The following is a 25,212-nucleotide window of genomic DNA, read 5'->3' as shown; positions in this document are numbered from 1 at the left end:
AGTGATGAACCGACGCGAGAGCATACACTTCAGTTTCTGGAGCGAATTGCTTCGCTTGCAAGCGTTGGCTCAATCTTGATTGTTTCTATTCTGTCATATCTTTCTCGAAACTGATTGTTTCGAAAGAAAAACGCCATGCCTGTGCATGGCGTCAGGTTGATGACGAACCCCGTGTTTTCGAACACGGGGTTTTGTTTTTCAGGCGCAGGTAATTTGCAAATCACATCCACGCCGCGCGCCAGTCGCGATGTGGATGTAGTAAGTAAAGCGTGCTTCCATCGCTCTGTTTTGCAAATGCAACTGTGTCAGTCAACGATTCATAGAAGAAATTGTAGTCGCCGACTCGGCCAAGAAATGCTACCCGCTTCTCTGGGGTCTCTTTGAATTCCAGTTTCGAACGAGCAATATCAACGACATGTACCGGCTGATCGTGTTTAATGATATGCGCATCAGATCTTCCAAACCAAAATGCTGTTGGAGGAATGCAAAGTAATAAATATAGAGCCGTATGGCGAATACGAGGAACTGGTAGCACCGCTATTACAAAGTCTACATGCGATAACGGGATAGATAATAGTCCAATAAGTAAAGCGACGAAGAGCCACTTGTACGGTTCTGAACCGAGTATTGCTACTAGTGGTATCGCCAGGACTTGCAGCGCCACTATTATTCTCCAGTGCTTGCGCCCTAAGCGTCCTACTGTCGTGGAGGCTCCGGCTCCCGGACTAAGGCGAGGGTTATGTAGGATCTCCGGTATCGCGGTGCCGAACAGTATAGACAGGAGGCCCGCTATCAGGGGAAAGCTGGCCAACTTTGCTAAATCGGTTACGCCGGCAAACTCCATCACATTGATATGAAACGCCCCCCAAAATCCGAATAGATAGCAAGCGGATGTGATTATTCCGAAGCCAGAGGCTACTGCCAGCTTTTCTTTTAGATCCATAAACCCCTCCTTGCCCGCTATTTTTGCTTCGAAGTTGCCCTAGATCCCTGTTCTGTGCTGAAGAACACCGCATGATTTCCCGTTGGTTCTAATGGGAAGTCAGCTCCATATAGCTTGTTCACATTGAAAGCGACTTTCATTAGTTCATCGTTCTTGGCGGAAACGGGAGTGATATCGTAAGCCGGGATTTGAACTTTGGGGCGTTGCTGGTAAACGAGCCAAAAACCGAGAGGAAGGAATTTGAGAAGATGGCCATAGGTGATTCCGTCATCCACATTCTGAAAGCCCATATCGGCGATAGCGAAATGCCGCAAAATCACCTGCTCTCTGTAAAAGTTGGGCCAGCAGAATAGTTTCCAGTCTGGTGGAAAATTACCCTCTGCTGCAAGAAAATACTGGCGCAGGGAGCTATTCGCGCCGATGTCGTCTTTAAATTCCGCGGTTTCTTTAACTGAATGTGCAGCCAATATGTGGCCGACTATGGCTTTCGCTATATGGTGCGCGGAGAAACTCGCTTCAAAAATTCGAGGAATGTAAGCGGTGACGGGAGCAACGATCATCTGGTGCCGGATCTGATCCACAAAGTCCTTTAAGTGCGGGTCGTGTAGCGCGCCCAATCGGGTATTGTTGCAAGTGGAACAAATGGTTCGGAATTTAATGCCACCTTGGATTAGATGACCACGACTGCCATCCTGTGGAGGAACCATTGATTTGAGAACTGTATCGGTTATTTGTATGCATCCTTTGGGTGGTACATGGTCAGCGCTTAGCGGGCCCACCGTTCCACAAATCACACAATGCCCGGTCCTCTGCCCACCCAGAATATCTATTCGGCTTCTCAGCTTTTTGGAATAGGTCCCCACTTTGGTCTTCCATTAGTTTTTTCTCTCACTATTTTAGTCTTTCGAATGGTCAAAAAGACATCAAAATAGAGTTGAATAACACAAAGGCCTCCAAGCGCGAGCCTGGAAGCCTTATAAATAGTGCTGATGGGCGGAATCGAACCGTCGACCTACTGATTACGAAATCGCTGTGCTATCGGCGAAAAATATATAAAAATCAGCAGGGTAGTGGCAGGGTATTGGGTTATTGAACGCATCGATATAGATCGATAACTGCTTGATTTCATTAGAGCGGGCTTCGTTCAATAACCCACAAATAGCCAGGTGCCGCAGGCGATGATAAAGTGCTACACACCAAGGCCGCCAGATGAATTTCACCATTAATTTCTTTGGGCAAAGGGAGAGCAAGTTGAATAGTCGATCCCAATTTAATGCAGTGACTGGATACGATAACCAAGAAAGGAAGATGTATGGCTTTAACTTTTTCTATGGAATATAAAAATACGCCCGAAGATTTTCAGCAACGTGTGCTGGCTCAGTTGCAAGCCCAATCGATCGCGATTTCTGCTGCACTAGCACTTGCGGCTCAGGCACAAGGTCGCCATGCGAACGCAATTGACCACCAGTTAGTTCGGATCAAAGAGGCTCAAATTCCTCTTCCAGTGAGCGATAGAGATCGAGCTTTTGCCGAGCAACATTTGAACGAAATATTTGGCGAAGCAAAGAAAATTTTAGCCGTTCAGTTTCCTTTTGATAAGTAAAGCCTAACGAGGGATATTTTAGGCGCCGTAGTGGAGCAGATATCAACAGTCCAAGCAAAACGCCCGCGGATCGCGGGCGTTTTGATGTCTAGCGCGCCTTATTACAGGTCCGGCGTGGAATTCAATAAAGTCAGATATTTACCCTTTTTTTGCTTCGGAATTTGGAAAAATAATGCCTCGCTGGCCTTTATTTGGCCTGGGTCGCTTGAAACAAGGTGAGGCAGAATTTTCATCGCCGGATGCGAATGTTTCGAGGCGGCCACGAGCAGCGCCAAGTCTCTCGACCTCTTCATCGAACTGACGCTGAATGAACGCACCGTCGTCAAACGGGAATCTGAAATATCACTGTCGTCCTCGATTGATTTACTACGACTCTCTCGACAATAAACGGATGGTCGATGTTTGGAAACTACCCTTTTTCTTTAAAAATTGTTCCTCCACCGATAGTACTGGGTGCAACTCAATCTCGGAGTCCCTTACGGGGATCGGCATTGTTGCTAAGTTCAATAATTCTTGAACTGTTGTCTTTAGATTCGCTGAAGCTAAAGGCGATATCGTTACCGAATCTACTAATTCGGCGACGTTGACCGTAACTGGCTTTCCACGGCAGGGGGAAGTAGGCCCGTACGGATCCTCTCTGAAGATTGCACGGAACTCCTTTTCGTATTCAAACGAGATGCGCTTTGAATAAAATACCGAGGCCTCGGGGTTGTATTGCTTGATCCAAAAATTGGGCAGATATTTAACGGACTTTAGTTCGAGGTTCGGCAGATTTTGCAATCTGAGCTGAGCATCGAGCTTCTTCATAGTCGTGCATATGGCAATACCTGACGTCGGATCTTGGCAGTAGAGCTTCCACATGGCTTCCGATTCGTGGTTGCTGTGATGCCAGCAATTTATATAAGTTTTTTCGGCGATCTCTCGCAATGTCTTGAGATTCATGGCGATGAATGAATCGAGAGGCATTCCACCACCGTGCCTCAGGTTCAGTTTCTTTTGTGTCTCCATAAATTGTTCATGGCCCTTTTTTCCCCATGCATACTCTCCCTCAAATGGGTCTGCAAAATGACGGGCTCCGCAAAAATATAGAGCACGCTGCTCAATGAAACGTTTGAACTTTTGAAAATCCATATATCGCCACAGAAGCATCTGTTATCTCTCCCATCAGCTAAAGCGAACCTCATCAACTCTATGTTGATTCAAATGGTCATGAGGGTTTATCCCCTAATACAAATTAAGTTGGCGCTCGCAATTTGAACCCTCTAACAACGAGAATAAGCTATCGCCTAAATTTTGACCGTTCTCAAAACCAGAGAGGCGGTTTATTCTCTAATATCGATCTCATAAGTTCCAATTAGGCTTGACTAGCTAAATTTTATCGGCCGGCACGAATAGGCGAAGCTTTCTGTTACGATTTCCGGGGGCTCACGAATAGAACCGACTTTCAAGGGGAGAAAAGATGTTCGATCTATTGGCAAAAATTATATCGAAGGCAACGTCGTCGTCAAAAACTGACTCGTCTGGCAACTTCGGGCTAATCAACTACGGTGCGCAAAAGAAGGACGGTAGCCACGACCACCGGTACAACCGCGGCGGCGACAGAACGACGCTGCAAAAACAAGCTGACGAAGCGAAGAAAAAGACTTAATCGCGCATTTGTGGTAAAGCCCTGCTGCATTGCTCAGGGCTTTTTTACGGCCAGTTTGAGCGCGCGACGGGTGTGTAGAACGGACTCGCGATAATGGGAAATTACGGTGCAAGGCCTATTCGCATCCTGGGACTACCCTATGACTGCATTGCATCATCTTTTCTAGCTGCTTGCGACGCACACTGGTTTGCTCGGTCATGCATTGTGAAATTAACGACGCCTGCATAGAGCCACCTTCGGTGGCGGAAGCTTCAAAGCCACAAGATAAGTCTCTAAATTTTATCCAGGCAAGCTGGACCTCCTTAATCTTCTGCTTTTCAAACGAATTCAATCGATCGCGATATTGGTTGTATACCGCATTGATCCTCGCCTCTTCCGCTTTATATTCATTTTGCGAACATAAATTGATGTCGGTTTGACTTTTCGGCTCACGACAAATAGCGACTTCATCTTTTGCCACGCTCGACTCTTTCAAATTATTTTTTTTCGAATTTTGATCCTTAGGCGACATCTCATTCGGCCAAGGAAAGCCTGCGAATATTTGCCTCACTTTTGTGCAGTCATCTGGACTGTTTCCATTTTTCTGCTGCTGTGCGTGATACTTCACACCTTCCATGAAGACGGGAAGATAGATTTTCTGATCGTCAGAGCCCGGTGAAAAATGAATATCAACCCATTTCCCGACCTTTTCCATGGCGTCTTTTATATCGAGGCCACAAGCAACTCCACGTCCTAGAACGACCGAATAGGTTGTCATCTTATCTATGTCGCTGTCAGTTGCAGCGTAAGCGCTCAGATTAAGAAAGATCGCTGAGACGAACATGAGAACTGAATTTATCTTCATATGACGATTACTTTTATCGGAAAAGGGCTGAAGGCCGGCATCACACTAGCGAGCTCGTCACATTCTTTGCTATAGATCTCGGCCACTATTGCATAAAAATTAACAACATTATTACATGATGAGCTGCATTGCTTAACAAGCTCATGAGCGCGTCAAAATGCGTCAGATTTGACGCCCTTCAGTCGGGCGCCGGCCCAGGCTCGGCGGGCCTAGGCGTTTGACGCAAATTTGAGTCAAATCCGACCTATGTAGCGGGTAGGCGCGGGGTGGGGGCAACCGCGCGCGCCGGGCTAAAAAAGACAAAATAATTGCATTTATTGCAATTACCCCAAGCTTCCTCCTGCCATCCACGCGCAGCCTCTGAAGGCATAGGAACCATCAGGGCGGCGTTCCCGCGCATTAGGAAAAATTCTGTTTCCGCCCGTCAGAGCCCGGGGTAGCAGTGCGCCATGTGCAAGCTAGCGAGGAAATGATGAGCCGCTCGTTCATCACCATTGAAGACAAGCCTTACCATTATTGGCCAGAGGGCTAATGCAGCGTTAGGCAACTGATCTATGCCGCCTCTTGAGGGCACGCGATGGTTGGGAAGTGCTTGCGCGGATCACCAATTGTCATATGCGGGAATTTCTGTACGGGCATGTGTCGCGCGGTGGCAAGTCGAAGGAGGTAGAGTCGGCGTTGAAGCAAGCGCCGAGTGCGAGTTATCGCCAGGAATTTGAACCATTCAATTTCCCCGATCAGTCGGGAGGTAACCCGTAATGGTTGATCCTCTTGTTATTGGGCATCTGCCGCCGGTCAGCAGCTTGGCCTCGAGCGCATCGAACTAAACCTTGTGATCTGTTAGAACGTCGCCATCTGGCTTGGCTCTTCGCCAATAAATGGAAAGAGGGAGTTTGCGAGAAAATCAAAAAGCTGCTTTATCTGAGCGAGGGAATTGACCGAACCCACTCTCCAATTACCTTGTTCAAAATTAAGGACTTGGCATGGCCGCTATTTTCTGGATTCAACTTCAGAAGATTAGGTAGTTCCACAAAATCCAATACCCTTCCTATGGAATCAAACTTGAAGCTTGTCAGTGTTCTTTGAGCCCCGTCCGGTTCAACAAACAAAAACCGATATTGTCCTGCATAACGAATACACCCCCCTATTCTTGTACGGCCGAAGGAAAATCTAACATTAATCATGCCGAAGTATCCTTTCATTATCAGGTCATATTTTTCGGTGCCAGGTAAAAACACAATTTCGCGAAACGATAAGTCCGAGAACGGGGCACTTAAAACTTGATGGATCTTTAAGGCGACGGCCTCCACCTCTGATTGAGTGATCCTGGCTTTAACAATTTCTATATCGGCTAGCATTCCTTCCCATTCATAGAATTAAAGATGAAACATTGACGTCGATGGTAAGACGCAACGAAGATCCTATAAAACTAGGATTATTTGTCAAAGCACGTATACGGGAAAAGACGATTTGTCTCGTCTCTAACAACTGCATAGCACTCGCAGCAAAGCTCTTCCAATCTCTGTCGTTTAAGTACGGTCAAATGTCCTCTGCTGTATTCGATCACACCATCTTTTTGTAGTTTTCCAGCCGCTTCGGTTACGCCTTCCCGTCGTACCCCCAACATATTGGCAATAAGCTCTTGCGTCATGATCAGTTGATTTCCCGAGAGACGGTCCAGTGAAAGCAGTAACCATCGACACAACTGCTGATCAATGGAGTGGTGTCGATTGCAAACGGCAGTCTGGGCCATCTGGGTCAAAAGTGCCTGACTGTAACGCAACATGAGATGAAGAAATTGAATGTTCTGGTGAAATTCTTCCTTGAATCTCCTAGCGGACAGGCGATAGGCTCCGCCGCCGCTTTGTACGACCGCTCTGCTAGGGGTACTTTCTCCTCCCATCAATATGGCGATACCCACGAAGCCGTCATTGCCCACCACAGAAATCTCCGCAGAGGCACCATTTTCCATGACATAAAGCAAGGACACTATCGAGTCAGTGGGAAAGTAGACATGGTGGAGCTTATCCCCCGACTCATACAGAACTGTGGCTAAGGGAAGGGATACCCACTCCAGTTGGGGCTGGATGCGTTGGAATACATCTGGAGTTAGAGCTGCCAGCAAACGGTTCTTTTGAGGGAATTCCGAGGGGGGCATAGGAAATTCAGTCAGTTTAGGGATCATTGGAGCTCTTATACCCTAGAGCAGTACGAACAGAAGAATTTCTATATGTTCTATATCGAACATTGTGGGGCGTTTAGCAAAACAGGTTGCAAGACGATAGCTGCAAACGCCGTCGCGTTTGATTGTATGTAGCTAACTCACACGTTGCGAACCGTAATTGCCCTGACAAAAGATTCACATCTATTAATCCCATATGCAATGGCAAGAGCTTCTGTTCTGGAATAATTCTCTTCGAGAACCTGCGAGTAAAGCGTCTCATAATCTTTGATTATCTGCATCCGATTTAATGACCATCCCCTCGTATTTTTTGAGTATCGAAGTTGAAAGAGAAAATTCGAATCACTTCGGGACGTTTCATAAAATGGCATCAGTATCTCCATCTGGCAAGCAGAAGGGAAAAATAGCCCTCTGAGCAGAGATGCGTGTGGGGGTGGGTTCAGAGGGCTTAAGTCCAGTTTTCACTGGAGGGGGGCATCGCAGCTAGTGCGACATTTGAAATGTAGCTGACAAAAATTACTCTTACTGTTCGTTACCGAACATATAGAATTTCTTAATAATTTAGATTTTATTTTTCTCTGTCTGATACCGCACAGACTGGGCAGATAGGCTGCGGCATATTGGATAAAAATGCATATCGCTGCTCGATCGTGGAGCTGTGTCGTGACATTTAAAGCTCTTTGAGGCGTAATTCAAGAACGAATGAAATGCTAATCAATCGTAAATATTTTAGTTTCGATCATCCGGGCTAAACTCTAAGTATTCCTTAAAGACGTTGTTCGCCTTCACATCCAGTCGGAGGAAATCATGTGGAATTATGTTAATCAAAGCTAAACCGGATCCGAAATCATCTGACGTCGACTTACGTTTTTACTTTGATTATCCGCCGCATCATGAAGCTGGCTTCGTGTTGCTTAAAACGGGCTCTCATATGTGCCTAGAAGTGACGAGCGGCCTCGGCAGCGCACGTTTGATAGGTGAATTTCGTATTTGCTTCGTGCCGTCAGAGGAGAATCTTAGGATTCGAATTTGCCGCCAGGCCATCGCACAATTTGTACGTGACATTGCGTCAAGTCATGGTCAGCTAGCGGCGAACTTCGATGAAAAATCCGCAGTGTGGAATGGGGACCTATACCCTGTTTCAAAAAAAATGCAGCGACTCTCTGCCGGCGAAAAATAGCCTGTGACCTTGGCTTGGTCAATCTTCAGTCCACCATATCCCTCACGCCAACGAAAGTATGATTTCTCCGTAACGCCGCTTGATTTTTACCAGCGGCTGCTTCGATAAGTTGGGGCCTGGATTAACTAGGGGGCTGCTGACGCCAATTTGGCGGGTTGAAATTTATTCTAGGGCACCAACGGACCTCATAATTCCGATCTCCGCTGCACAAGCATATCGGTTACTGGAATAGTTGATATGACCAGCTTTGTACGCCGTACTCAGAATGAATAGAATCCACCGCATTTTTTAGGCGCTCATAGGAAAGCTCGGCTTCGGTTGCTGATGCGTTCTTTGGGGCAGGATACTCAAATATAACTTCTGGCCTTAGAGATGTGGTTAATTCCGCAATCACTTGTTCAGCATCAATAACCTCACTGGTGAACTCCAAAATTGATACATAGGATTCATGGTATAGCTTGTATTTAACAATGCATCGCATCTATTCCTTGTTTTTCTGATTAGCGATCATCCTAATATGTCGCCTGTAATTGAAAATACCCTTCGCTCAGGACTCGGGGCTAGTGAAAATTGATAACAACTAGATGGCCTGTTGACTAGGTAGTTGTAAGTGCGGAGTAAAAGATTTTCACAAGAGAACTCTCTCGCGTGCAACTAATCCAAAAAATTCTTCTTGATCTCGATTCTTGGGGATCGATATCTGACCAAAGATTTTTAAGTTACAGAAAGCCGATCGATAACATTGCATACTCCAGGCGTTCCCCAAACTGCATTAGTGACCAGGTCTCGTTCCGCCAAATTATGTACAGATCCTGTTAACACTACCTCCGATCCACTAACATCGACAGAAATAGCTTTTGCTTCATCATGAGCACGTCGTTTTAGAGTGGCTTCTATTTCATGCTTGAGGGATGCTACCGATACCGCTTCCCTGATTCGAATGTGACTAATGACGCCTACAACTCCCATAAGATCCCGTACTGCAGAAACTGCTCCGCGCCGTTCAAAATCCCACCTAACCTCTCCAGTTAAAGTAATCCAACCGTGCTCAACCAATACCTGAAGGTTGTCATAGGGCACATAAGTAGACCACGAAAGCACATTAGACGCCGTACGTGCAATATCGGCATCTTCACGGTGACTGGAAAGAGGTAGCTTTACCGCTATTGCAATGGCGACACCCTTAACACCTATAACCCGCTGTGCAGCGCGCTCTGCTGCTACCTTTTCAGAGTGGCTCCCAACATGACCGAAAAGAGTCACGATGCCAGTTGAAACCTCGACTCCTATATCGGTTGCGATAACAGAGGGATCCCACTTCAGTTCTTCGTATACGGCCTCCTGAATTTGCGCATCGGATTTCATAAGATCTCCTTTTGAAATATGAACATTGATTCTGGTCTCTGGCCTTAAGGATTTCTGTTCGTTATCGAACAGACTCTAGATGCGTAGGAATTTAAATTGGAACGGTGTCGATTTGTTCGTAGATTTGCCACAAACCGTCGTCACTTATTTCTCAGAGATAGGGGGGAAACGGATTCCTGCTTTAGACGAATGGGCTTGTGTACCGGCAATGAGCAGGCAGCACAAAGAGCCGGTCACCTAAACAGGCAGGCGCGGCGAACATCTCCATTAGCAGCATCGATGTCAGAGCTGCAGTTGATACCGTCCACAATCAATACCGGCGATGCCGCTCAAGGAAATTCAGCATCAGTCGGCTCGCGTCCGGTCCTCGTGCGTTAAAAGACATCGCATCATCGCCCCCGCTCCACGCGTGGCCAAGACCCTCGATCATTACCGAATGGCAATCGGCGAACCGCTCCGGGTTAGCATGGGCAGCCGCCGCCCAGCAGCTTAGCTCATAGGTCGAGCGGCCCCGGTTGACAGCCTGGCGGTGCATACCATTGCGTTGATTGTTGTGTGTCTTGCGTAGAGACGAGTAATCGGGATCACTTAGAAGTTGGCCTCGTCCAGGCGACTGGTCTGCCTATCCAGATAGGAGTGGATGCGCCCTTGCAGCAGGGAATCGTTGGTGAAGCCGAGACCAGGGATAAGATGCGCAGTACAACAGGCCGCTTTTTCGGTCTCGGCGAAGAAGTTATCAGGATTTCGGTTTAGTACGATGGCGCTCTGGCGTCCTAATGTCAATCTCCGATTGATGGTCCTCTCAAGTTGTTCTTTCCGTCAGTTCGTAGCGGCTTCCTAGCCCTTCCGCCCCGTTGATTTACTGGCCATTAAGGGCCTCGTATGTTCGTTAACGGACGGTGACAAATATACAAAAGGGTCATACTCCATTCATTGAAACGGCATCACGGCATTCGCCGTGCCTACTTTTTTGGCCCTATTACCTGAGAGATGAATTGGAAAATGACCAGAACCATATTATCGCGTCACTATCCCAAACCGACCGGTCACACCTGTTAAAGCAATGCACTTTGATCGACCTGCAGGCTGGTCGAATCCTGTCGACGCCCCGTGCCAGTTTGATTTATTTTCCAATCAATGGCTTGATCTCCATTCTTTCGCTGGGCGATGCAACCCCGAACTTCGAAGTCAGCATGGTCGGTCGGGAAGGCATGTACGGGATTCCCTTCGCGCTGGGCTTGAAGTCCACCGAGTTCCACGCCTCGGTACTCTATCCGGGCCGAGCATGGAGTATTTCCACCGCAGCTTTCCGCACTGAATTGAACCAAAATAAGGGACTACAACTGGTGTTGAATCGATACATCAACATCGTCATCGAGCAACTCTATAGCACATGCCGCTGCATCAAATTCCATACCCTCTCCGAGCGCCTCGCAAAGTGGCTACTAATGAGCCAGGATCGCTCCAATGCCCAAGAATTTTCAATCACCCAGGAAACACTGGCATCGTTGTTGGGAGTGCGACGTGTTGGTATCACTGCCGCGGCCACCCAATTGCGGAGCAACGGTATTATCGAATACAGCCGCGGCCACGTGACCATTCTCAACCGAAAGCACCTTGAAAAGCAGGCGTGTTCTTGCTACATCGACGAAACTAAGCTCTATACAAAGACGCTATAGCAAGCTTACGCTGCGTCCGCCGTGCACTGCCGTGCTAACCGACGGTGACAAGACTATCTGGAACTTTCCGCCCAGGCATAAACGCGTGTCAGCGCTAAAGCGGTGACAGGATTTGAGCAAGATGGCCAGATCCGACTGCGAATCCGCTCCGATGAATCCATAAAGATCACCGTGCTGGTCGCCGATTGCAACCGCCAGATCGTTCTCCTACATGGCTGAAATCTTGACGTTACGTAGTTCAAGTTACTCCATCAAGTTGCCGTCGAAATTGCTGCTGATACCGCCACCGATTAGTGCGCTTGTATTCATACTGCCTCCCGATCCAGAGCCGGCCGGCTTCAAGGAAGTACTATCCATTACCCCCTATTCTATTGCCTTAACGGTCGGTTCTCTGTTCGTTACCCAACTTAGCGGAACCTAGATCGACGATACTTCTCGACTTTGGGGAGGTCATCTGACGTCTAAGTGCCTGTAAGCTCGCCGTGCACTCCGCGCTTCTCTATTTCGGAGTGTGCGCGTACGAACGCGTACTGAAAGGCCATTGCGGAGGAGCGTGCCCGCAGGTCAACCCATTGCGCAAAAATGACATCGCCCCCAGTCGCTGAAATCCTGGCAAATCGCCGTATATTGGTAAATACGCAACAATCCTCTGCGTAACGAGTTACCGTGACCTCGATCTGAAATCCCTTGAAGAACTTGATGCGGCTGGTGTGCATGCCTGAACTCCTGCAATCGCCTCCGTGCTCAAGATAAGCGCCATCTACCGGCCATGGGCGCGCCGACAAATTTGATATTCCTCTTAAATCCGATCGTACCCATGACCTCGCGTACGGTCGGTGCGCTACGTAACCAAAGCTGCTTGACCAAGCTGCCGAGTTCCAGCCATTCGACAAGCTACGCGCGCAGGCGCTAGATCGAAGTGTTAGCCTCATCAACTTTCGAAGCGAGTAGGCGGTAACAAGCGTTGGGTTTCCTTTCTGACTACCGCGTAGCATTCGCAGCACAGCTCTTCCAGTCTGGGTCTGTTCAGCACTGTCAGCCGCCCCCTGCTGTACTCGATTACACCCTGCCGTTGCAGCTTGCCAGCAGCCTCGGTGACGCCCTCGCGCCGCACTCCAAGCATGTTGGCGATAAGCTCTTGCGTCATGGTCACCTGGTTGCCCGACAGTCGGTCCAAAGATAACAATAACCACCGGCACAACTGCTGGTCGATGGAATGGTGGCGATTGCAGACGGCGGTCTGCGCCATCTGCGTCAGCAGCGCCTGGCTGTAACGCAACATCAGATGAAGCGTACCAGTATCGCGATGGAATTCTTCCTTGAAGCGGCTGGCAGAAAGACGATAAGCGGTACCGCCACTCTGCACGATCGCTCTGCTGGGAGTACTTTCTCCTCCCATCAAAATGGCGATGCCAATAAAACCGTCGTTGCCAACTACGGAAATTTCTGCCGACGCACCGTCTTCCATGACATACAGCAGGGACACGATGGAGTCGGTCGGAAAATAGACATGCTGCAACGTATCGCCCGATTCGTAGAGCACCATCCCCAAGGGAAGAGAAATCCATTCCAGCTGGGGAAGCAGGCGATGCTGCACGTCCGGTGCCAACGCGGCCAGAAGATGATTCTTTAATGGAAGATTTGAATTAGACATGCTGCAATCCAATTGGGGCAAGGGAGATTGAGTGCCGATCGGAAAATAACGATAGACTTGGGATTCACATATGTTCGATACCGGACACATGGAAGCGTTCAGCATAAAAAAACTGCCCGCATGGGCAGTTTCAAAGTTGTTCCGCTTTGCCTTTTATACCGGCACGAGGCCGGTCGAATTTGCCCCATGCATCTTCGATTTGCGACGATGGCGCAAGGCAGCGAAGCCGACCATGCCAAGCCCAGCCAGCATCATTGCCACAGTGGAATTCTCCGGAACCGCGGCCACGCTGATGTTGCCTCCGAAGCTTCCGCCACTAGTACCCGTGACCTTGCCGATTGCTGATAGGGTGTACAGCCCGGAGGTAAGATTGGAGGCATGCAAGGTCCACGTCTGCAAGCCTGTGCTGGAAGTCAGATGCCCAGTCGCGGTCACGCCGTTTCCGCTCAGAGTGAAGCTGCTGATGTTGAGCCCCGACATGGAGTCCAGTGCGATCGAGATCACCGCGGACGAAACGTTGAAGACGGTACCCTGTGCGAAAGTGAAATTCTCGGTGAAAGTCTTGCCGCTGGTGCCGTCTCCATATGAGGCACCAATCGACGAGCTGGGCCCGTTGAACGTGATCGTGGAAGTGTTGTTGATGTCGGTCGATGCATGGACAGCGGCGCTGGACAGCATCAAGGAAGCGGATAGGAATACCCCTGAAATGACATTTTTCATTGAGTGACCTCTAGGTTGAATGTGGCAAAAATAGTGGAAAGCGAACTGCTACGATTTGATTCTTCTTGGAGCCTTGGGAATATCCAGGAACGACGCGCTTATTTGAATGAACAGTGCTGACGCCGTTGCAAGCCATACGCCATTCACGCTTACTGCAAGACGAAGCATCGCCTGCTCGGACATTCTTAATCTGTTCGCCACCGAACATTAAGAAAGAATTTTTATATTTTTTCCACGAGCATCTTTTTCATTCTTTGAGCTCATATATGCGAGCTAACGTACGGGCTACCACGCTTTATCGATAGACGACAAAAGTGCCGCGGTGACCAGGGGGCATAAAGACAGCGAACTCCTATGAAGAGCGACGAGCGTTTCTGCGGTCGTTATCCCGCCGCGATTTAACATTCACGATAATCCATAAAAAGCTTTTGGTATGTGCGCTGACAACCATAGAGGATGCAGTTCCATATCCCTTACGAACCAATGGCGTCAATGAATTTGCGCATAGCCAGTATGACTACAGCGACATAAGCCTTGCACCTACATCCGCTGAATTTTAATAGGAACAGCATGTCTCATCGTCGGCGTAGCGATATTGGAAGCGCAGACGAATTGCCAACCGACACTCAAGGAGAAATGACATGTCTAGCAAAAATCAACGCAGCAAAGACACTAGCACTTACCAAAAATTGGCGGTCGCGGGAGAGAGTAGCGGCAAGACCGTCAAGTCCAGCCGCGATAACGACGGCGACCCGGTCGCAGGCGGCCAATATTCGACCATGACGAAGAAGCAAGGGCACTCGACATCTCACAAAACGGATGGCAAGAAATCGTAGATGAGGTTAAAGGGGCGACGACAGAGGGCCCCTTCTTTTGAACGTGGCATTCTATGGATAGCCCAATGGCCCGCCTATTCTACCGATAGCCATGCCGCAAGCGAGCACATAGGTGTCCAAAGAAAAGCTCTACTCAACGCTGCAAGAAATGCGGAGCTGGATGATGCCTTTGGACGCAACTTTTCGTTTTCGAAAGGAGAAAATCGAATTGATTCTTGGGTGATTCTCATCTGGCAACCGGCCGGAATAATTCGTAAAAACATGGGGAAAAGAAACCTGGATGGCAAGGAATGAGCGGCCCAATCAAGGTAACTGCCCGTGAGAATTCCTGTATTCGCTCCAACTCAAAGCTCCAAGCGTGAAACTGCTAACAATGGCCTCGCAACTATTGATTCCGTAGGCAATGGCTAGCGCCTCTGTACGATAAACAGTCTTTGGCCCGCGCTTCAACAGTATCGATTCACCGCCTCGTTTCACCAGCATGGACTCGAGAAACCAGCCAGCATCACACTGCGAGTACTCCAATCGGTAGCAGAAGCTACCATCGCTACCAGCAGTTTCGTAAGTGAGCATATGAACTCCTTGTCGAACAGATGAAGACAGACGGGACTGGATTCGAGACTTCCGGACAAGCTCTTGCCGACTTTGACTAGAAGGGAATTGATTGAACAGATGTTCAGTAGATTAAGGTAACGATTTGGCTTGTACCGAACTGTTCGGTACCTAACATAGAAAAAACATCGCTATGAGTTTGTTCTGCATAGTTGTATGAGCAGATTGACGTATGGCTTTTCGGCGGTCTCTTAAGTCAAAACTATCCGATGTGTTGGTTTCCTCGCAGAACTGGCCCTCTCCTGGATTACCCGCCCCCTAGGCTGGACCAGGATGATTGAGGAATTCATTTACTTCAAATAGGAGTCAACTTGGACGCAACTCAAGAAACAGGCATCTTATAGAGCAGCCATCCGCATAATAGCGAGAGCAAAAATGCCAAGGCCGCCAGTGCAAATATAGCCCTTAGAGCACGGGCGAAAGATGCGTCCTTTTCAATGCAAGCCGGACATCCAAGTTGATGTTGCACTCTTTCACTGTGTGCTTTCACCACCTCTGGTACCGCAACCGGACCTGCTTTGGCAGCACGAGCCGAAATCCATTCCTCTAGCGTTTCTTTCACGGTCGAATAATGCTCAATCGGGAGCTCGCGGAAATATCGAATTCCAAAGTCTTTCATAAAGACCTTATAAATTTCGACTTCCTTTTCACCGGAAATGGCAGACAATTCTTTCACCAATACCTTGATTCTTTTCCGCTGGAATTCAGTGATCCTTTGGGAGCCTTCACCGTCTAATACTTCACTCGAATTCCGAGTACCAATGGTCGTTGGGCCGCTGATACTGTGCACATTCCCATTGATGAGCTGAGAAACGCTTCCCCGAATATTAATTTTCCCTACCATTACCACCCTACTTCGTAAAAATAACCCTCAACGCAGCCATCTATCACATCGAAGAGGCACTGCTCCATTTCATGACTTTTTCTTAGATGGGGCTTTGACCATCTGCGGGCCCACGACCTTTTTAAAGGTCTCCCCGTGAATTTGTTGTCCGACGCCACCGTGAATGGTTATGTTTGATCGATTTTTTGGACTGGACGGAGGTGTATCGGCATCGCTCGCTCCCTCGACTACACCAAGAACACGGGCCTTCGCACGAAGATCCAACTTTCGATAGCCAGCCAACAACTCGTTTTCATCGTCTGACATCGTGCTGACCGATGGTTCACCAGTCATCAAATACACCAGATCCACTCCCGCCAATGCGATAGAGAAAAGATAGTCGGTATCTGGTGCGCGGCTCCCGTTTTCATAATTAAATTGCGCGCCCTTTTTAACCCCACCAAGCGCGGCAAATTCCTCTTGGTTGAGCCCTAGGCGTTTTCGCTCTTCTTTTAGACGGTCAGAAAAGTCACTCATTTGAATTAAAAATGTTTGCGAATCACTCATTTGAGTGATAAAGTGCCGTCATTGCTAAGTGACGTGTACAACCAATTATCCCATATGCCTACTCTCTCCAAGCACGTATCCCGCCCCCATACCGATACTTCGGTGGCCGTTACCTTCCGCCTTGAAGCTGATGAAGAGCAAAGACTGGCTGAGCTGGCACGCCAGGATCTGCGCACGCGCTCGTCCTTTGTACGCCTGCTGATCTTGCGCGGCATGGCCGCCTACGACAAAGACGTCAAGGCCGGACGGGCTTGAGCATCGGAGACCGCCATGTACGACGATCCCCGTAAAATCCGTCACCGCCGCATCGTTGTGCGCGTCAACGACGACAACTACGACATCATGAAAGCCCTGGCGCAGTACCAAGGCGAAAACCTGGCCACCTTGGCCCATGATCTGCTGATGCATCAGGCCATCGCCCTGGCGCAATCCTATTCGATGCCGATCTTATCCGAGCAGAACGTGCAAGCCAAGGCGCTCACGAGCCACTTTTCAGTGCCTCGCAATGCCTGATATCGAATTGTCGTTCACCCATCCTGCGTTAGTCGAAGCCCTGGAAGTGATCAGGATGCGAGAAGGCTTCGACACGATTGAACAGGCCGCTGAGTTCGCTTTAGCCCAATCTGTTCGAGAAGGTATCAAACGTGTTACTGGCAAGGGGCGTGCACTCTATGCCATCAAGGGAAAGAAAACAACATGCGTGTAATCAGCCTGCCGTGCCCTCATTGCCAAAGCCCTGTACGTGCAGCCAAAAGCCGGACCATGTCTACGCTGATGAAGGAAATCACTTATCGATGCCAGAACGTCGATTGTGGCCATACCTTCGTTGCCACGCTAGAGATTTCTCGTACCGTTTCCCTGTCGGCCATGCCTAATCCCGAGGTGAGCCTTCCCATCTCGCCCCGTGCGTACCTTGCCCCCCAAGGAACAAGTACAGCCTGACTTGCTGGTGACCGCTTAGCCGGTCGCTGAACCCCAAATTGACTAAGACCTGTCGTGCGCCGTTTGGCGCACGCGGGATTCGCTCACCCTAAAGAAACCTGACATGGCTCTCGATCAGCAACAGACAACGCTTGCCCTCGCCTCGCTGCGGCTTCGTATGGGTGACGACATCAAAGAATTTCAGTGCGCCCAGCGCATGCTCCTGCGCAAGTCGGTACTGCAAGACGAACTGCAGTGGAATGTGATCTGGCAAGGCAAGAACGTTATTTCCGCCCGCCTCGTCCAGCGCTTGCAGCGTCTTGGCGGCCTGATGGGGGCATGGTGATGCGTACTGTGATCGCTCATGGCATCGCTGTTCTGTTGCTGCTTGCGCCGTCTCTTCTGACGGCGCTCGGGCTGGTGCGAGGGTAATGATGCGCGGTGCACGAATCAAGGACCATGCGTCATTCCGTCCGGCATCGGACCTGCTGCGCGAGCGCGCGGCATGGGTGCCCACGCCTCCGGGCAATGAAGCCGCTAAGGCTGAGCTAGAGAAATCCATCTCACTCTTGCGCAATCGCAGGCGCCCCAATCTCCAAACCGGGATTGCTTATTCCTGGGCGGCGATGCCCAAGCCCGTGCGCCGGCACATCCTGGCCCTGGCAGGACTCTCGGCGGATCGCTGGGAATGCCCTATCCACTCCTTCTCAGAAGCTGAACGCCTGGCGATGCGCCATGCGGTGCTGCGTGCCATTACGACGTATGAAAGAGCCCTCAATGCAGTCTAGAACTGTCGATGCGAAGACCCGGCGTCGGCATCGGGCTTTCGTCGAGTCGCAGCAGTTTGCCGGAGAGCTGGCACGTATTCCGCTGAAATGGCGCGGGCGTGTCGTGAGCCAGGCCTTGGAACTGATGTCGGTATGGCACTGGAACAAGATCTTTGAACCGGTCGCCGTTCAGTTCGTCCGTGAGTTCGCTGAGCAGTACGTGCCGGCCGGCGTGGATCTGTCGCAGGATGATGCCGATATCTGCGCCACGGCCGAGAAAGCCGCCGAGAACGTCAAGAAGGTCTTGTGGAAAGCGATTTCTGACACCCACGCCCGCGACCTCATCGAACAAGAGTGCAGCGACTACGGCATTGATATGCCTGAAGTGGATGATGACGACCTGCCCGCCATCATTGCGCGTGTGGTTGACCCGCGCTGGTGGCGCAGGCAATTGCGCAAGGTAGTCGGTCGGGCCTTTGAGGGCGGCAATATTCGCTTGGGCTATGTGCACTATCACGGCGAGCCCTATGCCAGCAATGACGCCGTACTCTCTCGCCTGGCACAGAACCGGAGAAATGCCGCCGCTCTGGAGGCGACGATTGTGCGCAATGAGGCTGGACAGGAATTCAGCATTGCTGAGCTGGCCGAGAAGACGACTGCCAATAAGACCATTCGTCGCGGCGAACTCATGCTGCGCATCAACGGTTTCGAGACCATCGCGAAGGAGTGCAATGACCAAGGGCTTTTCCTCACTTGGTCATGCCCATCGCGCTTCCATGCCACGCTGCATACGGGCAAGCCGAATCCGAAGTATGACGGTTCGGACCCGCGCACAGCCAATAAGTATCTCGGCAAGATGACTGCGCTCGCACGCTCGGCGCTGGCCCGTCGCGGTATCGGTTTGTACGGCTTCCGGATTGCTGAACCGCATCACGACGGCTGCCCTCACTGGCACATGCTGGTGTTCGTGCGCGCGCTGCCGGACTACACCACGCCCCACGTCAAGGACGTGGCCAGCCGCGCTATCCGCGTCATGAAGCGATACGCCTGGCGCGTGGATCGCGGCGAACCGGGGGCGTTCAAGCGCCGCTTGGACGTGAAACGCATTGATTGGGCAAAAGGCAGTGCTGCCGGCTATATCGCTAAGTACGTGGCCAAGAACATCGATGGCGTCGCCGACCACAAGACCAAAGAGGGTTATCTCATCACCACCGATATGGCCGGGGATCGGGAGCTAACCCCCTCGGCCCGCGTGGAAGCCTGGGCCGCTCGCTGGGGTATTCGACAGTTCCAGCAATGGGGCGGCGCGCCTGTGAGCGTCTGGCGGGAGCTGCGCCGCGTGCCGGCAGACATGCTCAAACAGGCCCCGCCGGCCATGGCCGCTGCCTGGGATGCCGTGCAAAAGGTCGAGGGCGAGAAGCGTGCATGCTGGGCGAGCTACCTGCGTGCGCAAGGTGGCGCGCTGGTGAAGCGCGACGATCTGATGGTCACCCTCGCCAAAGAAACCAAGACTGTCACCGGCCGCTATGAAGAGTGCGAGCGTGTCATGCCCTATGGCGTGCAATGCCGTCAGATGGTCGGAGTGGTCTTTAAATCCGTTCGTCACACATGGACGCCAGTTCAAGGGCACGACGCCCGCGCTACGGCGGGTTCGTGGTTCCCTTGGACTCGTGTAAATAACTGTACGCGGCCCGCTGGGCCTGACTTTGCGGCGGATGTGTCCTTCGAGCCGAAGACATCACCAGCGCCGGTCATGTTCAAGCCAGACCAGGCCGCGCAGATCGAGCATGCCTGGCTGGCTCTAGGCGCATGTCCCTGGCCCCGGCCGGTGGTGGATGACATGCCGACATGGCCAGCGCCGGCCATAACCGCAGATGAGCAGCGCCGCGCAATGGATGCCTGGGATGCCATTAAGGCATGCCCCTGGCCGCGCATGGTGCCGCTACCCGACAAGTCACCGCGTCACGGCACGCCACGCCAGGTGGCCGACTGGCGTGCCGGCCGGCTCGATGTGACCGAACTTCCGATTGATCCCAACCCAACGAAAGGGAACGCCCCATGACCGCGTTTCGCGTCGTCGTGCGCACTGCAAGCGCACGCCATTCCTACACCGCCATCGCAGCCCATAGCTGCGACGTGATCGCCGCCGCCGTCGATCGCTTTGGTGTGTGTTCTGTAACGGCCATTCAGGAGAACCAGAAGTGAACGCAACCACAACCACCAATCCCGCCGTGTCTTACCGTGCCGAAGGCTACGCCGCCAAGTATTTCGCCAAACAGCCGAAACAGCGTGATTTCGTCATGCTGCCACCGCGGGGTCTGGACCACATTACGTTCAATACACCGGATGACGGCGTGCTGGCAGGCTATGTGTCGGTTATCCGTCAGCACTTGGGGAACGGCCAGAAATTCGCGTGGGTGGAGCTGGATAAGGAGCTGGCGGGGCAATTCCGAGGAGTGCCGCTGGCGGACATTCTTACTTGCGATGATGCAGGAAGCCTGCGCCGCAATATGCCGAACCAACAAGCCAGACGTCTGTGCCTGAGCGACTACAGCGAAAAGTTGAAATCAGAGCCTCTGTCGGTAGCTTCTACAGATACTGGCCAACCAGTTACACCCTGAGCTCCGAAGCAAAACCATGCCCTAGACAAAAATGCAGAAACCAAAAAACACAATCTACATCCGGCATTATGAAGGCGACGATCTATACAAGCTCTAAACAACAATCTTATTTTGTTGGACAGTTTCTTTGCGACATCGATCACGCTAGTGACGAAATGCATCGTGAATACAATGCTCTAAACGATTGCCTCTGCTGGAGAACCTATCGAATCTCCATTTCACGTCTCAAAAGATTGTTTCAAAAGCTGAGGGGCAGTCTGCGCAACGAAGGTGTGACATGAAGGCACAAATGTTCTTAGTAATGAAATACGAGCGTATGACGATGACACTGGCCGAAGTCTGCGAGGAAATCAGCTTGGAGGTCGGCACTGCTCACAATAAAATCTCAGCAGGAACATTTCCTATCCCAACGCGTAAGGAGGGCAGGAACCGCGTGGCTGATGTACGTGACGTTGGCGACTACCTAGACAGGCAGCGCCAGGAAGCCAAGGAAGCGTATGAAATGCGCCATTGATGCCTTATCCGGCTCAAACTGAAAGGCCTGAGCCCGGTGCAATACCGAACTCAGGCCTTCGCTGGCTAGCTTTTACGCCGTCCAAATTTACGGGTCAGTTCAAAATTCCGCGTAGCCCGTTCAACCCAGGTCGGGATCCCGGCCTGCTAAACCTCAGATTTCATTGCCGCCGCGATCGCCCTTACCGCGATCGGATATCCCCCCGCGCCCAGGCCGCAAATCACGGCATTCGCTGCCAACGAAATCAGCGAATGCCGGTGCGCTTCGTCGCGCTGATGGATATTACTGATGTGCAGCTCGATCACGGGCATGGCAATCAGCTTGACCGCGTCGAGTACAGGAATGGAAGCGAACGAAAAGCCGGCCGGATTGATGATCACGCCGGCGTTCCTCTCGAACGCCTCCTGCAGCCACTCCACCATCACGCCTTCATGATTGGTCTGCCGGAATTCGCACTCCAGACCCAGAGCGCCGGCTTCGGCCAGCGTGCGGGCGCGGATCTCTTCCAGCGTGGTCGTCCCGTAGATATCCGGCTCTCTTTTACCGAGCATATTCAGATTGGGACCATTCAAAACATAGATCAGCTTGAACATGAGATTTGCGATTGGTTGATGATGATTCTTACAGGGTCGAACGGGAATGGGCTCCCGCATGTGCCTGGCTTCTGCCGGTGGAAACTTCGCCCAACTCTGTGTCGGCCCGATTCATGTCGATACCGGCGGTCTCTGGTGCGGTCAGGATCATGGTCAGCGACAGCAAGTTCAGCGCCACGCACACGCCGACCACCGCCCATGGCGAACCGTGGAACGCGCTCAGCAACCACACCGCCACCACCGGCATCGGTCCACCGGTCAGCAGGTTGGCGCCGGTATAGGCCAAGGCCGATCCCGAATAGCGCACATTGGTAGGGAATGCCTCGGCGAACGCCACCGGCTGGATCCCGCTCTGGAATTGCGTGAACCCGAGGAACAGCCCCATGATCACCAGCATCGGGAAGAAGCTCTTTGTTTCCAGGATCGGGAAATAGACAAACAGGATCGCCAGCGTTGCGATGGATCCCACTGCCAGTGCCTTCTTGCGGCCGATGCGATCGCTCAGCAAACCTCCGGCCAGCGCGCCAACAATGGCGCAGACGTTGGCTCCCATCAGCAGCAGGAAGCCGGTTTGCTTAGGCACTTCCAGCGTCTTGGTGATGTAGCTCAGCGAGAACACGACGATCAGATAGAACAGTGCCGCCGGTCCGCAGAAGAAGAACATCCAACGGAGCACCGTCTTGCCGTGCAAGCGGACCGCATCGCTCAGCGGATTGCCGGCGCGCGCCACGGCCGTCTTCTTGAGTTCTAGGAAGGCCGGCGTCTCATCCACCTTCAAGCGGATGTACAAGCCCACGACCACCAGGATGAAGCTGAGTACGAAAGGAATGCGCCAACCGTAACTCTCGAAGTCGTCTGAAGAGAGCAGCGATGAAATCAATAGCAACACCCCGTTGGCCATGATCTGACTGAGTGGAGAACAAAGCCCCAGCAGCCCGGAATATTTGCCGCGGCGATCCGGCGCGGCGTGTTCCAGCGCCATCAGCTGCGCGCCGGTGGATTCGCCGCCAAGCGCGAAGCCCTGGATGATGCGCAACAGCACCAGCAGGATCGGCGCCCAGACACCAATCTGCCCATAGGTCGGCAGCAGGCCCATCAGCACCGAAGCCAGGCCCATTATGGTCACCGTACCCAGCATCAGATTGCGGCGACCGATCTTGTCGCCCAGGTGGCCGCAAATGATCGCGCCCAGCGGCCGCGCCGCCAAGCCCACGCCGAAGGTACCGAGCGACGCCAGCAAGGCGTTGGTCGGGTCCATCGACGGGAAAAACAATTTGGGCAGCACGGTCGCCGAGACTGCGCCATACAGTGTGAAATCGAACCACTCCAATGCGGTGCCGATCGTGGCGGCCGTCACTGCGCGTGTTCCCATCCCCTCCTGGGATCCCCGATAACTGCTCTCACTCATTCTTGCCTCCTATTGTTGAAATTCACCATACGTTCGTTTATCGAACACTTTCTTATTAATAGAACACTTATTTTTTCAAGCCGCGCAGCCGGCATGTATCGCCACTTCTTCCTGTATGCCTTTACCAGACTGGATTTCTAGCATCTAGATGCAGATTTACTTTGGTGTTCTGTGGCGATAATATCAGCGCAGTTTGGAACCTTATTCCGGACTGGAATTTGATTTCACAAAGCAAAATATCGGTAGGAGACAGTCATGAATGGGGTACTGGAGCGCACACTCGGGATCCTGGAATACTTGGCCGCGCAGGCCGAGGCAACGCCTCTCTCCCTGCTTGCGGATGAATTGGAAATCCCGCGCAGCGCCTGTCACCGCCTGCTCAACGACCTGGTCCGCTGCGGCTACGTCCGCCAGGTAAGAGAGCACGGCGACTACGTGCTGACGACCAAGTTGGTGGGATTGGGATTAAGCTACCTGGCGACTTCCGGCATCGTCGACATCGCACAGGCGACGCTGGACCGGCTGGCGGAATTATCGGGAGAGCTGGTACGGCTGGCGATTGTGGATGGCGATCGCCTCACCTGGGTCGCCAAGTCGCAAGGCGCCCGCAAAGGCTTGCGTTATGACCCGGACATGGGCATGGACACAGTATTGTCCTGCACGGCCACCGGTCATGCCTGGATGCTGACCATGAGCGATGAACGCGCGCTCGAACTGGTATCGCGGCAAGGTTTCGGGAAACCGAAGGACTACGGCCCGAACGCACCCACCACGGTGCAGGCCTTGTTGGAATTCCTGCATGCCGGCAGGCGCAGGGGATACGCCATGATCAATGAAGTCTTCGCGCCCGGCATGACCGCGATGGCAGCGCCTATCGTGCGCCCCGGCTACCCGGCCGTAGGCGTGATTAGCATCGCCGGCCCGCTGATGCGCCTGGATATGCGCCGCATGGAATCCCTCGGGCCCGATATTCTTTCCGCAGCCAGGGAACTTGCCAACAATAGCCCTTCGTCGCCTATTTTCAATCGTGCCATCGAATAACCTATATGTCCGCAACCGGCCAAAAGAAGCCTTACTCGCAAAAGAAGGATCAATTGAAAAATGAAGAGCTTATTATTCTTCGCCGTATTTTCTCTATCTTCATTGGCCCAGGCTGCGATTGTCGTTATACCGCAATCCAGCTAGCCAAGATTTTCTTTAGTCCGTCAGCCGCCGCAATCACCCCGATCTTGATGAGCTTGCGTCAAGCTTGGGGCACCCGGTCATTTCAATGCAACGGCTATTGCATGAAGTGCCATATCATGTTTCTGTACAATATTGTAAATTTCGTAAATATTGTAACTAGGCATTGACAGGCGCCATGACATCGAAACGCATCAAGGTCGTCAACAACCAACAAATCCACGTGTCTCAGCGATTGCACCGCCATCCCATGGCGGTCGCCAGCATGATCGCAGTTTGCGGTGCGACTTTCAGCGCTGCCCCCTCAGTGGCCTGGTCGGAAAGTCAGGGCCGAGGTGGCGATGGCGGGAATGGTGTTGGCGCGGTCTACTCCCCGGGAGCCTCCTACGGTTTATCCGCATCGCCCGCCCATACCGGCTCAGATCCGACAATCGGTGGTGGTGGCGGCGGCGGCGGTGCCGGAGGCGGTTATGGAGGGGATGGCGGTATCGCCATTTATCCTATCGGTGGCGGTGCAGGTGGCTTGCTTGCTGGCGAGAACGGCCAGGAC

At 51.8% G+C, this 25,212-nt stretch carries 30 protein-coding genes and 1 pseudogene; 17 read left to right on the top strand and 14 right to left on the bottom strand.

From position 1 onward, the window contains the following. Positions 1–220: 220 nt before the first annotated feature. Positions 221–943: a hypothetical protein gene (locus tag HBH1_RS25005; RefSeq protein ID WP_146012887.1), complete on the bottom strand. Its 723-nt coding sequence runs from the start codon at positions 941–943 to the stop codon at positions 221–223. A 17-nt stretch (positions 944–960) separates the two neighbouring features. Then, a complete protein-coding gene (locus HBH1_RS22200; RefSeq protein ID WP_146012886.1) occupies positions 961–1,503 on the bottom strand; it encodes a hypothetical protein in 543 nt (180 codons plus the stop codon). Positions 1,504–2,255: 752 nt separating this feature from the next. Between HBH1_RS22200 and HBH1_RS22195 the strand changes: the two genes are divergently transcribed. Further along, positions 2,256–2,546, top strand: coding sequence for a hypothetical protein (locus HBH1_RS22195; RefSeq protein ID WP_102664400.1), 291 nt, complete (start codon positions 2,256–2,258; stop codon positions 2,544–2,546). A gap of 366 nt (positions 2,547–2,912) precedes the next feature. On the opposite strand, the gene HBH1_RS22190 is transcribed toward HBH1_RS22195, so the two are convergent. Beyond that, positions 2,913–3,677 (bottom strand): DUF2971 domain-containing protein, encoded by a 765-nt coding sequence (locus tag HBH1_RS22190; protein ID WP_146012885.1) that lies wholly within the window; start codon positions 3,675–3,677, stop codon positions 2,913–2,915. 328 nt (positions 3,678–4,005) lie between these two features. On the opposite strand from HBH1_RS22190, the gene HBH1_RS22185 reads away from it, so the two are divergent. Next, positions 4,006–4,194: a hypothetical protein gene (locus HBH1_RS22185; RefSeq protein ID WP_102664398.1), complete on the top strand. Its 189-nt coding sequence runs from the start codon at positions 4,006–4,008 to the stop codon at positions 4,192–4,194. Positions 4,195–4,309: 115 nt separating this feature from the next. Here the strand turns inward: HBH1_RS22185 and HBH1_RS22180 are convergent, their stop codons facing one another. The 3 genes from HBH1_RS22180 to HBH1_RS22170 form a co-directional block, all read right to left on the bottom strand. Then, positions 4,310–5,017: a lysozyme inhibitor LprI family protein gene (locus HBH1_RS22180; protein WP_158243317.1), complete on the bottom strand. Its 708-nt coding sequence runs from the start codon at positions 5,015–5,017 to the stop codon at positions 4,310–4,312. 938 nt (positions 5,018–5,955) lie between these two features. Beyond that, entirely contained in the window at positions 5,956–6,396 is a 441-nt protein-coding gene (locus HBH1_RS22175; RefSeq protein WP_102664396.1) for a hypothetical protein, read from the bottom strand. A 77-nt stretch (positions 6,397–6,473) separates the two neighbouring features. Next, positions 6,474–7,196 (bottom strand): Crp/Fnr family transcriptional regulator, encoded by a 723-nt coding sequence (locus HBH1_RS22170; RefSeq protein ID WP_102664395.1) that lies wholly within the window; start codon positions 7,194–7,196, stop codon positions 6,474–6,476. Between the two features lie 841 nt (positions 7,197–8,037). On the opposite strand from HBH1_RS22170, the gene HBH1_RS25000 reads away from it, so the two are divergent. After that, a complete protein-coding gene (locus HBH1_RS25000) occupies positions 8,038–8,400 on the top strand; it encodes a hypothetical protein (RefSeq protein WP_146012884.1) in 363 nt (120 codons plus the stop codon). A 714-nt stretch (positions 8,401–9,114) separates the two neighbouring features. Here HBH1_RS25000 and HBH1_RS22165 read toward each other — a convergent pair. Both HBH1_RS22165 and HBH1_RS25630 read right to left on the bottom strand, forming a co-directional pair. Next, a complete protein-coding gene (locus HBH1_RS22165) occupies positions 9,115–9,765 on the bottom strand; it encodes a BON domain-containing protein (RefSeq protein ID WP_006465453.1) in 651 nt (216 codons plus the stop codon). Between the two features lie 467 nt (positions 9,766–10,232). After that, positions 10,233–10,524: pseudogene (locus HBH1_RS25630) on the bottom strand (catalase); the annotation flags it as partial. Between the two features lie 311 nt (positions 10,525–10,835). On the opposite strand from HBH1_RS25630, the gene HBH1_RS22150 reads away from it, so the two are divergent. Further along, positions 10,836–11,444, top strand: a complete 609-nt coding sequence (locus HBH1_RS22150; RefSeq protein WP_006465449.1) for a Crp/Fnr family transcriptional regulator — start codon at positions 10,836–10,838, stop codon at positions 11,442–11,444. A 931-nt stretch (positions 11,445–12,375) separates the two neighbouring features. On the opposite strand, the gene HBH1_RS22140 is transcribed toward HBH1_RS22150, so the two are convergent. Beyond that, positions 12,376–13,098 carry a Crp/Fnr family transcriptional regulator gene (locus HBH1_RS22140; RefSeq protein ID WP_102664394.1) on the bottom strand — a complete coding sequence of 241 codons (723 nt, stop codon included), beginning with the start codon at positions 13,096–13,098 and terminating at the stop codon, positions 12,376–12,378. A 153-nt stretch (positions 13,099–13,251) separates the two neighbouring features. Then, positions 13,252–13,776: an FxDxF family PEP-CTERM protein gene (locus tag HBH1_RS22135; RefSeq protein WP_306302680.1), complete on the bottom strand. Its 525-nt coding sequence runs from the start codon at positions 13,774–13,776 to the stop codon at positions 13,252–13,254. A 683-nt stretch (positions 13,777–14,459) separates the two neighbouring features. On the opposite strand from HBH1_RS22135, the gene HBH1_RS22130 reads away from it, so the two are divergent. Continuing rightward, the gene (locus HBH1_RS22130; RefSeq protein WP_006465445.1) at positions 14,460–14,654 is read left to right on the top strand and encodes a hypothetical protein; all 195 of its coding nucleotides are present in this window, start codon (positions 14,460–14,462) and stop codon (positions 14,652–14,654) included. Between the two features lie 934 nt (positions 14,655–15,588). Here the strand turns inward: HBH1_RS22130 and HBH1_RS24995 are convergent. Together HBH1_RS24995 and HBH1_RS22125 are read right to left on the bottom strand one after the other, a co-directional pair. Continuing rightward, entirely contained in the window at positions 15,589–16,110 is a 522-nt protein-coding gene (locus HBH1_RS24995; RefSeq protein WP_146012883.1) for a hypothetical protein, read from the bottom strand. Between the two features lie 69 nt (positions 16,111–16,179). Beyond that, positions 16,180–16,656, bottom strand: a complete 477-nt coding sequence (locus HBH1_RS22125) for a helix-turn-helix domain-containing protein (RefSeq protein ID WP_233207679.1) — start codon at positions 16,654–16,656, stop codon at positions 16,180–16,182. 102 nt (positions 16,657–16,758) lie between these two features. On the opposite strand from HBH1_RS22125, the gene HBH1_RS22120 reads away from it, so the two are divergent. From HBH1_RS22120 to HBH1_RS25665, 11 genes are all read left to right on the top strand, one after another. Next, positions 16,759–16,911, top strand: coding sequence for a hypothetical protein (locus tag HBH1_RS22120; RefSeq protein WP_233207678.1), 153 nt, complete (start codon positions 16,759–16,761; stop codon positions 16,909–16,911). A gap of 15 nt (positions 16,912–16,926) precedes the next feature. Continuing rightward, on the top strand, positions 16,927–17,169 hold the full coding sequence (locus HBH1_RS22115; RefSeq protein WP_006461600.1) for a hypothetical protein: 243 nt from the start codon (positions 16,927–16,929) through the stop codon (positions 17,167–17,169). Beyond that, positions 17,162–17,362: a hypothetical protein gene (locus HBH1_RS22110; RefSeq protein ID WP_102664392.1), complete on the top strand. Its 201-nt coding sequence runs from the start codon at positions 17,162–17,164 to the stop codon at positions 17,360–17,362. The genes HBH1_RS22115 and HBH1_RS22110 overlap by 8 nt, the downstream gene beginning before the upstream one ends. Beyond that, a complete protein-coding gene (locus HBH1_RS22105; protein WP_083859657.1) occupies positions 17,353–17,598 on the top strand; it encodes an ogr/Delta-like zinc finger family protein in 246 nt (81 codons plus the stop codon). Before HBH1_RS22110 ends, HBH1_RS22105 begins: the two co-directional genes overlap by 10 nt. Positions 17,599–17,701: 103 nt before the next feature. Continuing rightward, positions 17,702–17,923: a hypothetical protein gene (locus HBH1_RS22100; RefSeq protein WP_102664391.1), complete on the top strand. Its 222-nt coding sequence runs from the start codon at positions 17,702–17,704 to the stop codon at positions 17,921–17,923. 85 nt (positions 17,924–18,008) lie between these two features. Continuing rightward, positions 18,009–18,365, top strand: a complete 357-nt coding sequence (locus HBH1_RS25275) for a hypothetical protein (protein ID WP_233207677.1) — start codon at positions 18,009–18,011, stop codon at positions 18,363–18,365. Further along, entirely contained in the window at positions 18,355–20,406 is a 2,052-nt protein-coding gene (locus tag HBH1_RS22090) for a replication endonuclease (protein WP_102664390.1), read from the top strand. The genes HBH1_RS25275 and HBH1_RS22090 overlap by 11 nt, the downstream gene beginning before the upstream one ends. Then, the gene (locus HBH1_RS25270; RefSeq protein ID WP_008331387.1) at positions 20,403–20,549 is read left to right on the top strand and encodes a hypothetical protein; all 147 of its coding nucleotides are present in this window, start codon (positions 20,403–20,405) and stop codon (positions 20,547–20,549) included. Before HBH1_RS22090 ends, HBH1_RS25270 begins: the two co-directional genes overlap by 4 nt. Beyond that, the gene (locus HBH1_RS22085) at positions 20,546–20,965 is read left to right on the top strand and encodes a hypothetical protein (RefSeq protein WP_233207676.1); all 420 of its coding nucleotides are present in this window, start codon (positions 20,546–20,548) and stop codon (positions 20,963–20,965) included. Before HBH1_RS25270 ends, HBH1_RS22085 begins: the two co-directional genes overlap by 4 nt. Before the next feature lie 277 nt (positions 20,966–21,242). Continuing rightward, positions 21,243–21,479, top strand: coding sequence for a hypothetical protein (locus HBH1_RS22080; RefSeq protein WP_102664389.1), 237 nt, complete (start codon positions 21,243–21,245; stop codon positions 21,477–21,479). A gap of 6 nt (positions 21,480–21,485) precedes the next feature. Next, on the top strand, positions 21,486–21,548 hold the full coding sequence (locus HBH1_RS25665; protein WP_369878640.1) for an integrase core domain-containing protein: 63 nt from the start codon (positions 21,486–21,488) through the stop codon (positions 21,546–21,548). 77 nt (positions 21,549–21,625) lie between these two features. Here the strand turns inward: HBH1_RS25665 and HBH1_RS22075 are convergent, their stop codons facing one another. Further along, entirely contained in the window at positions 21,626–22,072 is a 447-nt protein-coding gene (locus HBH1_RS22075; RefSeq protein WP_102664388.1) for a type II 3-dehydroquinate dehydratase, read from the bottom strand. Positions 22,073–22,100: 28 nt separating this feature from the next. Then, positions 22,101–23,480, bottom strand: a complete 1,380-nt coding sequence (locus tag HBH1_RS22070) for an MFS transporter (RefSeq protein WP_102664387.1) — start codon at positions 23,478–23,480, stop codon at positions 22,101–22,103. A 255-nt stretch (positions 23,481–23,735) separates the two neighbouring features. On the opposite strand from HBH1_RS22070, the gene HBH1_RS22065 reads away from it, so the two are divergent. Beyond that, positions 23,736–24,521 (top strand): IclR family transcriptional regulator, encoded by a 786-nt coding sequence (locus HBH1_RS22065; RefSeq protein WP_102664386.1) that lies wholly within the window; start codon positions 23,736–23,738, stop codon positions 24,519–24,521. Positions 24,522–25,212: the final 691 nt, after the last annotated feature.

Origin of the sequence: Herbaspirillum sp. BH-1 (assembly GCF_002870055.1) — a bacterium.
GTDB lineage: Bacteria > Pseudomonadota > Gammaproteobacteria > Burkholderiales > Burkholderiaceae_D > Herbaspirillum > Herbaspirillum frisingense.
This window is presented reverse-complemented; position numbering and strand designations above follow the sequence as displayed.

Bases quoted from the DNA above. Each gene is read 5' to 3' on its own strand.
- HBH1_RS22195 (WP_102664400.1), top strand. From the start codon at position 2,256: ATGGCTTTAACTTTTTCTATGGAATATAAAAATACGCCCGAAGATTTT.
- HBH1_RS22125 (WP_233207679.1), bottom strand. From the start codon at position 16,656: ATGAGTGATTCGCAAACATTTTTAATTCAAATGAGTGACTTTTCTGAC.
- HBH1_RS22185 (WP_102664398.1), top strand. From the start codon at position 4,006: ATGTTCGATCTATTGGCAAAAATTATATCGAAGGCAACGTCGTCGTCA.
- HBH1_RS24995 (WP_146012883.1), bottom strand. From the start codon at position 16,110: ATGGTAGGGAAAATTAATATTCGGGGAAGCGTTTCTCAGCTCATCAAT.
- HBH1_RS25275 (WP_233207677.1), top strand. From the start codon at position 18,009: ATGATGCGCGGTGCACGAATCAAGGACCATGCGTCATTCCGTCCGGCA.
- HBH1_RS22105 (WP_083859657.1), top strand. From the start codon at position 17,353: ATGCGTGTAATCAGCCTGCCGTGCCCTCATTGCCAAAGCCCTGTACGT.
- HBH1_RS22140 (WP_102664394.1), bottom strand. From the start codon at position 13,098: ATGTCTAATTCAAATCTTCCATTAAAGAATCATCTTCTGGCCGCGTTG.
- HBH1_RS22165 (WP_006465453.1), bottom strand. From the start codon at position 9,765: ATGAAATCCGATGCGCAAATTCAGGAGGCCGTATACGAAGAACTGAAG.
- HBH1_RS22135 (WP_306302680.1), bottom strand. From the start codon at position 13,776: ATGCTGTCCAGCGCCGCTGTCCATGCATCGACCGACATCAACAACACT.
- HBH1_RS22170 (WP_102664395.1), bottom strand. From the start codon at position 7,196: ATGCCCCCCTCGGAATTCCCTCAAAAGAACCGTTTGCTGGCAGCTCTA.
- HBH1_RS22130 (WP_006465445.1), top strand. From the start codon at position 14,460: ATGTCTAGCAAAAATCAACGCAGCAAAGACACTAGCACTTACCAAAAA.
- HBH1_RS22115 (WP_006461600.1), top strand. From the start codon at position 16,927: ATGTACGACGATCCCCGTAAAATCCGTCACCGCCGCATCGTTGTGCGC.
- HBH1_RS22080 (WP_102664389.1), top strand. From the start codon at position 21,243: ATGAAGGCACAAATGTTCTTAGTAATGAAATACGAGCGTATGACGATG.
- HBH1_RS22190 (WP_146012885.1), bottom strand. From the start codon at position 3,677: ATGGATTTTCAAAAGTTCAAACGTTTCATTGAGCAGCGTGCTCTATAT.
- HBH1_RS22065 (WP_102664386.1), top strand. From the start codon at position 23,736: ATGAATGGGGTACTGGAGCGCACACTCGGGATCCTGGAATACTTGGCC.
- HBH1_RS22200 (WP_146012886.1), bottom strand. From the start codon at position 1,503: ATGATCGTTGCTCCCGTCACCGCTTACATTCCTCGAATTTTTGAAGCG.
- HBH1_RS22180 (WP_158243317.1), bottom strand. From the start codon at position 5,017: ATGTTCGTCTCAGCGATCTTTCTTAATCTGAGCGCTTACGCTGCAACT.
- HBH1_RS22175 (WP_102664396.1), bottom strand. From the start codon at position 6,396: ATGCTAGCCGATATAGAAATTGTTAAAGCCAGGATCACTCAATCAGAG.
- HBH1_RS22090 (WP_102664390.1), top strand. From the start codon at position 18,355: ATGCAGTCTAGAACTGTCGATGCGAAGACCCGGCGTCGGCATCGGGCT.
- HBH1_RS25000 (WP_146012884.1), top strand. From the start codon at position 8,038: ATGTTAATCAAAGCTAAACCGGATCCGAAATCATCTGACGTCGACTTA.
- HBH1_RS22100 (WP_102664391.1), top strand. From the start codon at position 17,702: ATGGCTCTCGATCAGCAACAGACAACGCTTGCCCTCGCCTCGCTGCGG.
- HBH1_RS22075 (WP_102664388.1), bottom strand. From the start codon at position 22,072: ATGTTCAAGCTGATCTATGTTTTGAATGGTCCCAATCTGAATATGCTC.
- HBH1_RS25270 (WP_008331387.1), top strand. From the start codon at position 20,403: ATGACCGCGTTTCGCGTCGTCGTGCGCACTGCAAGCGCACGCCATTCC.
- HBH1_RS22110 (WP_102664392.1), top strand. From the start codon at position 17,162: ATGCCTGATATCGAATTGTCGTTCACCCATCCTGCGTTAGTCGAAGCC.
- HBH1_RS22070 (WP_102664387.1), bottom strand. From the start codon at position 23,480: ATGAGTGAGAGCAGTTATCGGGGATCCCAGGAGGGGATGGGAACACGC.
- HBH1_RS25005 (WP_146012887.1), bottom strand. From the start codon at position 943: ATGGATCTAAAAGAAAAGCTGGCAGTAGCCTCTGGCTTCGGAATAATC.